General features: G+C 73.3%; 11 protein-coding genes and 1 tRNA gene. 5 read left to right on the top strand and 7 right to left on the bottom strand.

Annotation, left to right across the window (positions count from 1 at the left end; translation table 11 throughout):
* Positions 1 to 90: 90 nt before the first annotated feature.
* From AB0D46_RS37700 to AB0D46_RS37690, 3 genes are all read right to left on the bottom strand, one after another.
* Complete coding sequence (locus AB0D46_RS37700) at positions 91 to 318, bottom strand: zinc ribbon domain-containing protein (protein ID WP_362884513.1); 228 nt, start codon at positions 316 to 318, stop codon at positions 91 to 93.
* 97 nt (positions 319 to 415) lie between these two features.
* The gene (locus tag AB0D46_RS37695; protein ID WP_362884512.1) at positions 416 to 970 is read right to left on the bottom strand and encodes a DUF4383 domain-containing protein; all 555 of its coding nucleotides are present in this window, start codon (positions 968 to 970) and stop codon (positions 416 to 418) included.
* A 240-nt stretch (positions 971 to 1210) separates the two neighbouring features.
* Complete coding sequence (locus AB0D46_RS37690; protein WP_362884511.1) at positions 1211 to 2458, bottom strand: hypothetical protein; 1248 nt, start codon at positions 2456 to 2458, stop codon at positions 1211 to 1213.
* Positions 2459 to 2560: 102 nt separating this feature from the next.
* On the opposite strand from AB0D46_RS37690, the gene AB0D46_RS37685 reads away from it, so the two are divergent.
* The 4 genes from AB0D46_RS37685 (at position 2561) to AB0D46_RS37670 (ending at position 5344) form a co-directional block, all read left to right on the top strand.
* Positions 2561 to 2632: transfer RNA gene (locus tag AB0D46_RS37685), tRNA-Val, on the top strand.
* Positions 2633 to 3154: 522 nt separating this feature from the next.
* The gene (locus tag AB0D46_RS37680; RefSeq protein WP_362884509.1) at positions 3155 to 3481 is read left to right on the top strand and encodes a GYD domain-containing protein; all 327 of its coding nucleotides are present in this window, start codon (positions 3155 to 3157) and stop codon (positions 3479 to 3481) included.
* A 930-nt stretch (positions 3482 to 4411) separates the two neighbouring features.
* Complete coding sequence (locus tag AB0D46_RS37675; RefSeq protein WP_362884507.1) at positions 4412 to 5101, top strand: hypothetical protein; 690 nt, start codon at positions 4412 to 4414, stop codon at positions 5099 to 5101.
* 15 nt (positions 5102 to 5116) lie between these two features.
* Complete coding sequence (locus tag AB0D46_RS37670; RefSeq protein WP_362884505.1) at positions 5117 to 5344, top strand: DUF2277 domain-containing protein; 228 nt, start codon at positions 5117 to 5119, stop codon at positions 5342 to 5344.
* A 339-nt stretch (positions 5345 to 5683) separates the two neighbouring features.
* Here the strand turns inward: AB0D46_RS37670 and AB0D46_RS37665 are convergent, their stop codons facing one another.
* The 4 genes from AB0D46_RS37665 to AB0D46_RS37650 form a co-directional block, all read right to left on the bottom strand.
* The gene (locus tag AB0D46_RS37665; RefSeq protein ID WP_362884503.1) at positions 5684 to 6178 is read right to left on the bottom strand and encodes a hypothetical protein; all 495 of its coding nucleotides are present in this window, start codon (positions 6176 to 6178) and stop codon (positions 5684 to 5686) included.
* A gap of 356 nt (positions 6179 to 6534) precedes the next feature.
* A complete protein-coding gene (locus AB0D46_RS37660) occupies positions 6535 to 7146 on the bottom strand; it encodes a VTT domain-containing protein (RefSeq protein WP_362884502.1) in 612 nt (203 codons plus the stop codon).
* Between the two features lie 194 nt (positions 7147 to 7340).
* On the bottom strand, positions 7341 to 9002 hold the full coding sequence (locus AB0D46_RS37655; protein ID WP_362884500.1) for an alkaline phosphatase D family protein: 1662 nt from the start codon (positions 9000 to 9002) through the stop codon (positions 7341 to 7343).
* A 101-nt stretch (positions 9003 to 9103) separates the two neighbouring features.
* On the bottom strand, positions 9104 to 9757 hold the full coding sequence (locus tag AB0D46_RS37650; protein ID WP_362884515.1) for an HNH endonuclease family protein: 654 nt from the start codon (positions 9755 to 9757) through the stop codon (positions 9104 to 9106).
* Between the two features lie 490 nt (positions 9758 to 10247).
* On the opposite strand from AB0D46_RS37650, the gene AB0D46_RS37645 reads away from it, so the two are divergent.
* Complete coding sequence (locus AB0D46_RS37645; protein WP_362884514.1) at positions 10248 to 10769, top strand: DinB family protein; 522 nt, start codon at positions 10248 to 10250, stop codon at positions 10767 to 10769.
* The last annotated feature ends 728 nt before the right edge of the window (positions 10770 to 11497 follow it).

Genomic DNA, 11497 nt, shown 5'->3' with positions numbered 1-11497 from the left:
CGCTACGACAAACGTGCCTACGTCTACCTCGGGACCGTCACCCTCGCGACCCTCATCATCTGGCTCCGCAGCTGATCCAAGAAACAGAACCTAGCCGCAGGCGCCGCCGCCGCAGCAACCGCCCCCGCCGCCGCCACCCATCGCGGGCGCGGGAGCGGCGGAGCCACCGCCGCTGCCGCCGACCGCGACGGCGGACAGCAGCTTGACGGTGTCGGCGTGACCGGCGGGGCAGTCGGCGGGGGCGGACGACTCGGCCATGGGACGGCTGACCTCGAAGGTGTCGTCGCAGGTCCGGCAGCGGTACTCGTAACGGGGCATGCGCACCAGGCTATGCGGCCGGACGGCATCCCGGTATCCCCGGACACACCGCGAACCCCCGTCCGGACACCGGCGGCGGCGTCGGCCGGGCGCGACGCTACCGGGCCGGCCCCCTACGGCCCGCCGCCCGCGCCTCGCGCGCGGCCTGTTCGGGGTGGCGGGCGCGCCAGTACGGGTTGTCGTGCGGGAGGGCGCTGCCGACCCGGCCGTACATCCCGAACCACATCAGCATCACGCCGACGACGAAGCTGAACAACACGTTCGGGATCTTGAAGGCCAGGAAGTTCAACCCGGTGTCCAGCAACGCGAGGTTCACGAACCCGCTCGCGATGAACAGCAGGCCCAGCACGATGTTCAGGGTCGACGCGAAGTTCCCGCCCACCACCATCCCGCCGAACAGCAGCAGCCCGACCAGGATCGACAGCACGCTGAGCGCGCCGTTCGTGTTGAGGCCCGCGACCGTGTCCCCGCCGGTGTCGAAGAACCCGATCCGGTCGATCAGCCCCAGGACCCCGAACACGAGGAGCAGCAAACCGGTCAACCCCGCACCGATCCGGTACACCTTGCTCAGCTTGTGGTCGACGGGGAGGTGCTCGTTCAGCCGTGCCCCGGCGGCCGGCCGGGGGACGCGCGGCGCCGTGTGCGAAACCATCACGGCCTCCTCTACCTCGGGCCGGCCGTACGTCCCTCCAGGATCCGCCGCCGGGGGGCGGGGGACAACCGGGGGAGGGGGGTGGGGGTGGGGGACGGCTGTCGGGACGGGCGCTCGACTGTTCCGTCTGTCCCGTCCCGTCTGTTCCGTCCCGTCTGTCCGTCCCGACTGTCCGTCCCGACCGGGCCGGGCCGGACGGGACGTCCGTTCCCGGCGTCCGCGCTCGCGCGGTGTTCCCGATCAGGCGTGGCCGCGGTCGGCCCGGATCTCGTTCACGACCCGGTTCACGGCGGTCCGTACGTCCTCCATCTCCTGGAGGAACGCCCAGTAGTCCGGGTGCCGCCCCTCCAGACCGGCGAGGGCCCGATCCACCCGTGCCACCGACTCGTCCAGCGGCCGGGCGTGCCGGGGATCGGGCACGCTGCGGCCCGCCATCGCCAAGCGCTGGGCGTCCCGGATCGCGAACCGGGTCCGCTGCACCTCCGCCTGCGGGTCCCGCGCCACCGCCTCCAGCCGGTCCAGCCGGTCCTGCGCCGCCGACACCGCCTCGTCCGTGGCGTCCAAGGAACCCCGCACCGCCTCGATGGCCGCCGCCACGTCCGCCCACCGCTGCTCGTCCCGCGCCCGGGCGGCCTCCGCCAGCCGGTCCTCGGCCCGCGCGACGTCCCGTACCGCCTCGTCCGGCACCTGCTGGAGGTCCTGCCAACAGGCCGCGCTGAACCGCCGCCGCAGCTCGCTGAGCACCGGATCCACCCGGTCCGCCCGGTTGCGCAGCGCCTGGGCCCGGGTGCGCAGGCTGACCAGGCGCCGGTCGATCTCCGCCGCGCGCTCCGGGAGCCGCTCGGCCTCGGCCCGTACGCCCTCCGCGTCGCGCAGGATCCGGTCGGCCCGCTGCACGGTCTGCTGCACCCCGTGCTGCGCCGCCCCCTGGGTCAGCTTCGTCAGCTCGGGGCCCAGCGCCGCCAGCCGCGCCGCCAGGTCATCGGCCCGCATGCCCTTGGCGCGCACCGAGTCCAGCGCGTCACTCGCCGCCAGCAGCGCCGCCCTGGCCCGCTCCCGGGCCGGCGCCACCCGGGCCAGCTGCGTCTCCGCCTTGTCCAGCAGCGGCTGCAGCCCCTGCGCGAACCGCTCCAACTCCTGCTGGACCCGCACCAGCTCGTCCCGGGCCCGGGTCAGCTGCTCCCGCGCCTGGGCGGCGACGGACCCCTCCAGATCGACCCGGTCCAGGTCGTGCGCGTCCACCGCCTCGATGTACACCTGGCTCACCTGGTCGATGCGCACCCCCAGCGCGGCGAACCCGTCGGTCGCCCGCCGCGCCGCCGGCGACCCGTCCGCCGCCGCGATGGTCTCGATCGAGATCCGCAGATCCCGCTGCGCCGTGTCCAGCTCGTAGAACGCGGCCGCCGCGGCATCCTTCGCCGCCTGCGCGTCCGCCCGTCGACTCTCGTCCCGCCCGCCGAACCACCGCCGGGATGCCGTCGTCACCATCGCTCTCCCGTGCCCCGTCCGCCATGCCCCGGTCCATTCTCCCCCACGGGAACGGGTTTGCGTGGGGGGTGCGGCCTCCATGTAGGCTGTCCACTCATCCACGGGTGCGTAGCTCAGGGGTAGAGCGCTGCTCTTACAAAGCAGATGTCGGCGGTTCGAAACCGTCCGCGCCCACCGGCGAAAAGCCCCCAACCGATCATGGTTGGGGGCTTTTCCATGCCTTCTCGACGCCACATGGCCTCCACGATCGGCATCGACGGGAACGGCCTTGAACGGCCATGCCGGCTTCTGGGCAGCGGGCCCGGGTTTCGACCGCCTCGCGCAGCGTGGCCGCCTGCGCTGTCGGAGACGGTCTGCCGAAAGTCGACGTCGTGCTGCGGAGCGTGCGGGTCCTTCCGCCTTCACGGACTGGTCGAGCACCCCGATCGGCACCGGGACGCGGCAGCACGTTGTGTGGTGACGGGCGGGGCCGGTGAGCTTCGGTGGAAGCCGAGGGAGGCTGGTCGAGCTACGGAGTCGCGCAGCGGAAGCCGGGGTGAAGTCCGTCCGTCTGATGGAAAGCCCCCCGCGGATTGAGGTGCGGGGGGCTGTCGTTTGCGCCGTCGGGTTGTCCGGCCGTTCGGGGGAGATGCGGGCGTCCCAAGGGGGGTGCCGGGCGCGCGCGGGCATCCCTTGAGGGAACGGAAGGGAGATCTCGTGCCGCTCTACCTATCGCGGTTCAGCTACACACCGGAGACCTGGGCGCGGTTGACCGGCCATCCTGAGGACCGGTCGGAGGCCGCTCGGTCGTACGTCGAGTCCGTCGGCGGGAAGCTCCACGGTTTCTGGTACGCCTTCGGCACGCACGACGGCTACAACCTCTGGGAGGCACCGGACAACGTGTCCATGGCGGCGGTCGCCCTGGCGATCAGTGGAGGGGGCGCGCTCAGCTCGTTCGAGACGACGGTTCTGCTCACCGTCGATGAGACGTTGGACGCCCTGCGCACGGTCGAGAGGGTCCGGTACCGGGCGCCCGGTGCCTAGCGGTTGACCGGACCGGGGTTTGAGGTGGGGCGCGGTGGCCGCTGGCGATGGCTCCCGGCGGGCCAACGAAGGAAGGGGAGCGGGATGGCGGGTGCGTCCGAGCGCTTCGGTGCAGCGCTGAGCTTCGCTTCCAGGTCGGTGTGGAGGAGGGGAGTCACGTACCGGGCCTCTTCCTCCACGACGGTCGGGCGCGCCTCCGGCGGGAGGAAACCCGGTCCGGTGGGGGTTCTCCTCGTCGAGTTCTTCCGTGCCGAGGTCGAAGGCGAGCCGCGTCGGCGTCCGGCCGTGGCGTCCGATCAGGTCGGCCGTGGTGGGCTGCGTTTCGGTGGCCGAGGTGCTCCTCCTCGCGTGGCGGACGGGCAGGCTCGCGTTGCCGCCCGTGGTCATGAGCGTCCGGCCTCGTAGCCGTGGGGGAGTCGCTCCGTCGAGGGGGGGCGGGGCAGGCCGGCGACGAGCGTCTCGTACCCCGCTGCGTGGAGCCCGTGACCGTACGCCTTGCGCGTACGGGGCCACCCCTTCGTGGGCGAGCGGGCCTCGCACGGACCTCCGGGAGGCGGGATCGGTTCGGTTCGGCCGGCCGGACCGCCCCACCGCCCAACGTTTTCCTGGCCCGGCGTGACACCGTCCTTCTCGCCGCGTGGGGCGGGCGAGTGGGGGTGGCAGGGGGCGGCGGGCGTGCCGGGGGGATGGGGCGGGTTGGTGGCGGAAAGCCCCCCGAGTGTGGCGGGGGGCTTTCGGCGGGGTCAGGCGTTGGGGCGCTTGCCGTGATTGGCCTTCTTCTTCTTGCGGGCGCGGCGCTTGTTTCCTCGCTTGGCCATGGAGCGTCTCCCTCATTCCGGGCAATTCGGGCGTTCGTCAGTCTAGGTTCGGGGCGGACGGCCCGCATCAGGGGCGGGTGGTTTTCCCTCGTCCGCGGGCGGGGATCCCCGGATGGGGGTGATGGCGGTGACCGGGGTGGGGGAGTGGCTCTGGGCGCTCGGGGCGGCGGCGTTGGTGGTCTGCGCGGCGGCGGTGTTCGGCCGGCTGGGCGCCGACCGGTTCGAGCGGAGGCGGGACGAGGAGCGGGCGCGGCTGCTCGCTTCGTTGGCCGCCGGAGCAGGAGTCGGAGGAGGAAGGGGAGCCGGGAGCGGGGAGTCGTCGGGCAGGGGTGATCCGCGGTTCCTGGACGCGGGGGCGAGTCGGCGCGAGCAGGCCGAACTGGGCGACCGGCGAGACGACTTCACGCCGATCCTCGTCGAGTACTACGCCTACGGACTGACCCAGGCCCGCAGCAGCTTCGCGACCAGCCAGTTGTTCGCGGCGATCGGGGCGGCCGTGCTGCTCTTCGGGGTCGGGCTGGCGGTCTGGAAGGCGGAGGCCTCGGGGGACGCGTACGTCGGGGTGGTGACGAGTTCGGTCGGGCTGGTCGTCACCCTGGTCGGGCAGTTGTTCCACCGGCGGGCCGACATCGCGCTGCGGCACATGGCCGCGCAGACGGCCTCCCTCCGTGAGGACCGGCGGGCCGCCGAGAGCACGCAGCAGGCGATCGGGTTGCTGGAGGAGGTCGCCGATCCGGAGCTGAGAGCGCGGCTCCAGGCCGGACTGATCATGAAATTGTCCGGGGCCGAGCTGCCGCGGTAGCGCCATAGTGGAGGTATGTGCCGCTCCATTAAGACCTTGCGCCCGCCCGCCATCCCCGAGAAGGCCACCGAGGAGGAGATTCGCGCCGCCGCGCTCCAGTACGTACGGAAGGTGTCCGGGTTCCGGGCGCCGGCCGCGCACAACCGGGAGGTGTTCGACGCCGCCGTGGACGCCGTCGCGGAGGCGACGAGGCTGCTGCTCGACGGGGTGCACGTACGTGGTCGGGCCGCCGCCGAGGCCTGATCGCCTGATAGCACCGCCTGGTCGGTCCCACCCGGCCTGGCCGGGTGGGACCCCGGGTCGGCTGCGCCGGAGGTGCCACCCGGATGCCTCGGCTCGGTCGCTCGGGTGGGGGCCTTTGGCGGCGTGCGCCCGCGTGGTGGTCCGGTCGACGGGGCCGCCCGGGTCGTCTCCTTCGGAACTCGCCGGTCGGACCCGTATCGTCCGGTGCCGTTGATTCGAAGGCGGAGGGGCGCCCTCGTACGGGGTACTCGGGCAACCCGACCACGCGTGGAGCGCGGTGCCGGGTGGCGGGGGCCGGGCAGGGTCCGCACGAGACGACCTCGTGCTCCCGTTGCCGGTTCAGCCGACGGATGCCGAGCGGCGGCGCAGTACCCACACGCCGGCGCCGAGCGCGCCCGCGGCGAGCGCGCCGCCGATGGCGATCTGGGCGCTGCTGATCGATCCGACGCTGCCGCCCAGGCCGCCGCGGGCGGCGCCGGAAGCGACCTGGAGGGCGACGGTGACGCGCTGGCCGCCCGCGCCGCCGCACTCGAAGGTGACGGGGTGCGAGCCGACGACGGCGTCACGGTAGACGGTGGCGGCGCCGAACAGGTTGGTCGCCTCCAGGTTGCCCGGGGTCAGTGTCACGTCACCGAAGGCGCGGGAGGTGGCCCGGCCGGTCTTGGTTCCGCAGCCCTCGATGTTGAGGCTGACGCGGGCGCCGGGGGCGACGGTCCCGGGCGAGACGGTGGCGAAGGGGGCGGCGGCGGCGAGTGTGGCCGGGGTGACGGCCGCGACGGCGAGTGCCGCGGCCGCGACCCCTGCCAGGCGGTGCCGGTTGCGCGTGCGGGTCATGGAGTGAACTCCTCGGGCTCCTCGAAACGGCGCGGCCAGGGCACGGATGTGACGCGGATTCGGCTGCACGCCGTGCTCTGGACGCTAGAAGGCCCACCGTGACGCGGCGATCGCTGCCGGGTGAACGGGTGACCGAGTGCGCCACTCGGGCTACTCCTGAGGTGGGCGTGGTACTCGCGACGGCCGCGTCACCGGTGTGGGTTCGGTGCCTGGCGCTCGTACGGTGATCCAGGGGCGCCGGTGTGCCTGTTGCAGGGGTTGGCGGAGCGCTCCCGTGGGCGCCGCCGTTCGGGGCGGCGGGCGGGCCGGTGTGCGGGAGATGCGTGGTGCGCCGGGTGGGATGGGGTTCGGCGTTCCTACGTTGCCGGGGCCGGGGACGTAGGGGGGCGGCGGATGAGGAAGGCCGCCAGGGAGCCGGCTGCGAACAGGGCGATCAGGGAGACCGCGCCGCCGAGCCAGGTCGTTCCCAGCCACTGGGTGCCGTAATAGCCCAGGGCCACGCTGTAGCCGGCCCAGCTCATGCCCGCCAACACCGACCAGGGCAGGAACTCCATCACCTTGCGCTGCGTCTTGCCCGCGCCCAGCGACACCACCGACCGGCCGGCCGGGGCGAAGCGGGCGATCACGACCAGGGCGCCGCCGCCCCTGGCCAGTGCCGAGCCGAGGCGTTCGTGGGCGCGGGTCAACCGGCGTGAGCGGGCGATGGCCCGGTCCAGCCGGGCTCCGCCGCGCCGTGCCAGGCGGTAGGCGGCCATGTCACCCAGTACGGATGCGGTCGTGGCGATGACCAGCAGCGCCAGGATGTCCGGGACCTCCGCGGGAGCGCCCGCGGCCGCCGCGGCGGCCGCGGACATGATCACCAACATGCCGCTCGGCAGCACCGGAAGGAACACATCGAGCACGACCGACACCGCCACCACGGCGTAGATCCATGGGCTCGCGGTCAGCGACCCCAGCGTCTCAAGCAAGGCGGAACTCCCCAGTCCGAAGCGCCGCGTCGTCGCGGGGAGCGGCAGGGGCGGCTTGACAGCCATACAGCGTACGCCCGGAGCCCGATGCGCGAAGCCGCGGGGCGGCCGCCGAGCCGAGGCCCCGGCCCGCCCCGGCCCGGGCGGATACCGGGCGCCACGGCCCGTGCCCGTCGTACGCGAAGCGGTTGGAGTTACTCCGCATCGGTGAGTTCACGGTCCAGCACCGCCACCAAGCGGGCCCCCGAACGCCCCTTGCGGCTCTGGTCCAACCGCAGACGGGCGCTGCGGCCCACCAGCGCCAGCGTCATCAACTGGTTGCCGAACCACGGGCCGCCCGTACGCTGCCAGCTCAGCGGCGGTCGGCCCGTCCGGCCGTGCCGGGAGAAGCCCCGGCCCAACCATCGGCCCACCCGCGACCAGCCCAGCCGGAATCCCAGCTTCACCGCCGTGTGGATGGAGTTGTGCACCGGCGAGCAGGTCAGCTGGAACACCCGCGAGGTGCTGGGTATGCGGGGCTCGGCCACATACGCGTGATGGACGTCCCCCGAGAGCACGCACACCGTCGCCGGGGCGCGCGGGCCCGTCCCGACCTCCTCGATGAGATCGCTCAGCGCCTCGAACGAACTCGGGAACGCCGCCCAGTGCTCCAGATCGCTGCGCCGCCGCAGGTCCTCACCGATCCGCGCCCACCGGGGACCCCGTACGCCCCGGCACAGCGCGGCGTTCCACACCTCGGCGTCGTGGATGAGCGGGGGCATCAACCAGGGCAGTGAGGACCCGATCAGCAGGTGGTCGTACCCGCCGTGCCCGGCCAGCGCGTTCTCCCGGAGCCAGTGCTGCTCCGCCGGGTCGAGCATGGCCCGGCCGTCCTCGGCCAGTACCCGGGCCGCCCGGGTGTCGACCATCAGCAGCCGCGTCCGGCCGAAGTCCCGTCGGTAGCTCCAGCGCACCGAGGCCGGGTCGGCGTCGGCCCGCGCGGCGAAGGTGCGCAGCACGTCCGTACCGTCCGGCGTGGCCCGTACCGCCGCGTACAACGGGTCGGTGGCGAGCTCGGCGGGGGAGAGGTTCCCCAGGTGCTGGTGCACCCAGTACGACATCAACCCGCTGAGCACCCGCTCCGGCCACCACGGCGTCGCGCGCATCTCGGCCAGCCAGACCGCGCTGGTGTTCCAGTCGTCGATCACGTCGTGGTCGTCGAATATGTGCAGGCTGGGGACGGTCGACAACAGCCAGCGGATCTCGGGGTCGAGCCAGGACTCGTAGTAGAGCCGGGTGTACTCCTCGTAGTCCGCGACCTGGGCACCCGGCGCCTCGCGCAGGTCGCGCCGGGCCGCCAGCCACCGCCGGGTGTCCCGCGACAACTGGTCGGCGTACACCTGGTCGCCGAGCAGCAGCAGGAGGTCCGGCCGGACGGCCTCCGGCTCGGACGCCAACTGGGCCGCGAGGGTGTCGAGGGCGTCGGCGCCGTGCGGTCCGCGCTGGTCGGCGGGCGGTGCGGCCTGCCGGCAGGAGCCGAAGGTGACCCGCAGCCCCGGCGCGGGCCGGCCGGGGCCGCCGCCCACCGCGGGCGTGCTGACGGTGCTGGGCGGGAAGGCGCTGTTGGCCGCGGGCCAGACGAGGACCCCGTCGAGCAGGACCTCGTAAGCCGTGGTGGTGCCCGGGGTCAGGCCGGTCACGGGGACCAGCGCGTAGTGGTGGCCCGAGACCTGGAACGTGCGGGTGCTGCCGCCGGCCCCATCGGCGCAGCGCACCTCGGCGGTACACGGGCGGTCCGCCTCCACCCATATGGTGGCGGAGCCCCCCGCGTCCCAGTCCACGTACCGCAGCAACGGCCCAAGGCGCAGTCCGGCCATCCCCATCCCCCTTGTCGGCATCCCCTGTGATCACGGTACGGGGTGGAGGGTGGGCATGGCCTCCCCCTGGCGGGGGAGAAACGGCCGGTTCGGGTGAGGGGTCAGCAGCCGTTCAGGACGTTCGTCAGGGCGGTCTTCTCGGTGGAGTCCATGCGCAGGCCCCAGTACTGCTTCACCTGGACCCACATGCGGGCGTACGTACAGCGGTAGGCGGTCCGCGAGGGCAGCCACTTGCCCGGGTCGAGGTCGCCCTTGGCCTGGTTGACGTTGTCCGTGACCGCTATGAGCTGCGGGCGGGTGAGGTCGTTGGCGAACTGCTGGCGCTTGGTGGTGGTCCAGGAGTTGGCGCCCGACCGCCAGGCCTCGGCGAGCGGAACCATGTGGTCGATGTCGATGTCGGACGCGGCGGTCCAGGTGGCGCCGTCGTACTCGGAGTACCAGCTTCCGCTGACGGCGGCGCAGGAGGAGTCCTGGACGACGTTCACGCCGTCGCGCTTGAGGACGGTCTCGCGGGTGTTGCAACTGCCGGAGACGGTGCTCCAGTGCGGGAACAGGTCGCGGCTGTAACCGCTGGTGGAACCTTCCGCCGCGGGCGTGACCGTGGCCAGGTAGGCGCGGGCGGCCGACGCGCTGATGGGGGTGGGGGGAGCGGCCAGGGCCGCGGGGGCGTTGACGAGCGAGGTGAGCGAGGCGAGGGCGACCGCCGACGCGAGGACTCCTGCGCGGCTGACGTGACGCGCGTAGAAGGAGGGCATGCGGAAGGAGGCGAGGGCCATGAGGGCTCCGTGGGTGCGGGGGGTGGTGGCCGTGCTGCCCCGGCGGGACGCGGCCATGTTGGCGCCGTGGGGTGTCGTCCGGGTGGGCGCCAGATGACAGGGTGCCGACATGCGCACGTCACATCAAGGAGTCCAAGGCCTTTTACTCAAGGGGAAGTTGAGATTCCGTACCCGGGGGCGGGGCAAGGCGGGGCCAAACTCGCATACGGGGCCAGGGGGCGGCGTGCGGGCTCCGGCGGAGGTGCGGTTTCGGCCGGTGCGTGGGACGCGGAGGGGTGTCGTCCGGGTGGGCGCCGGAGGGTGGGGGGCCGGTCTTCCCGCGTGGGTTGGTCGCGGGCGGGTGGGGCTGCGCGTGGGGGCGGCGGGTGGCGGGTTCGGTGGGAAAACTGCTTGCGGGCTACAGGGACTTGGGGGCACCCTCGCCCGCGTGATCACACCTGCGCCCGACAGCCGCTTCGGCTGGTCCAACATGTTCGTCCACCCCGATGACGATGCCCGCTCGGACGGCGGCTTCCAGGGGGAGCGGGCCGTGCTCGTCGGCTATGTGCGCGATCAACGGCTCACCTTGGAGATGAAGTGCGCCGGGCTCGACGCCGAGGGAATGGCCCGTCGCTCGGTGGCGCCGTCGAACCTGTCGCTGCTGGGGCTGGTGCGGCACCTCGCGGGGGTCGAGCAGTACTGGTGCCGGCAGGTCATGGCGGGGGAGGGGATACGCCGTCACTACCGTTCGGCGGACGACCGCGACGGCGAGTTCACCGGTGCGGTCGCCGACCCGGAGGTCGTCGCGCAGGCGTGGGCGACCTGGCGGGCGGAGGTCGCCTTCGCCGAGCGACTGGTCGAGGAGGCGCCTGACCTCGATGTCATCGGACGGGGTGGCGATGAGCCGATGCAACTGCGCGAGGTCCTGGTGCACATGGTCGAGGAGTACGCCCGACACAACGGCCACGCCGATCTCCTGCGGGAGTGCGTGGACGGGCGCGTGGGGCAGTAGCGGCGGGTGATCGCGGGGTCGCCGGGTTGCGGGGCCGCCTGGTCTCCGGGGCGCCGGTCCGGCGGGGGCGCGGGGGCGCGGGGTCGCCAGGTTGTCGGTCCGGCGGGTGGCGGGCGCTGCGGGTCGGCGGCGTGCGGGGGCACCGGCCGGTGGGGGTGGTGCCGGTGCGTGCCGGTGCGTGCCGGTCGGGGTGGTGGGCCGGGCTCGGGTGGTGCCGAGGCGGGCGGTCCTGCTTGGACGCGGGCGCGGCGTGTCGCAGGCCCGGCGGGGCCCTGTTCGGCGGCTCGCTCCGGTCACGGGTGACGCCGGGCCGAGGACCGGCTGTGGCCGGGGCGCGGAGGTGCGGGGTTTGCTGCGCCTCGTAGCCGGGGCTTCGTGACGGGTGGGGGCCGAGGTTGGGCGGCTGGGCGCCGACGCCGTGGCCACCTCGCCCAGCGCCGGGGCCGGGCCTTCGGGTGCGGTTGGCGGGGCATGGCGGACGGGCCGGTTCGCTGTGCGGTGCATCGCAAGGCGGGAGGGCCACGGACCGGGTCGCACTGGACGTACCGTCTTGGTCCCACAGCGCGGCGAGGCGTGGTGCGAGGTGCCGTTCCCAGGTGAACAGCTCCGGCCACGGCTGAGGATCCGATCGGGATCGGATCCTCAGCCGCTGCCCGCGCTGCCCGCGCTGCCCGCGCTGCCCGGCGTCGGAAGATCACACGTCTGAACACCACTGACCATAATCTCTG

It is taken from the genome of Streptomyces sp. NPDC048383 (genome assembly GCF_040651775.1).
Classification (GTDB): Bacteria; Actinomycetota; Actinomycetes; order Streptomycetales; family Streptomycetaceae; genus Streptomyces.
Note: the sequence above shows the minus strand (reverse complement) of the source record. Positions and strands in the feature narration are given on the sequence as shown.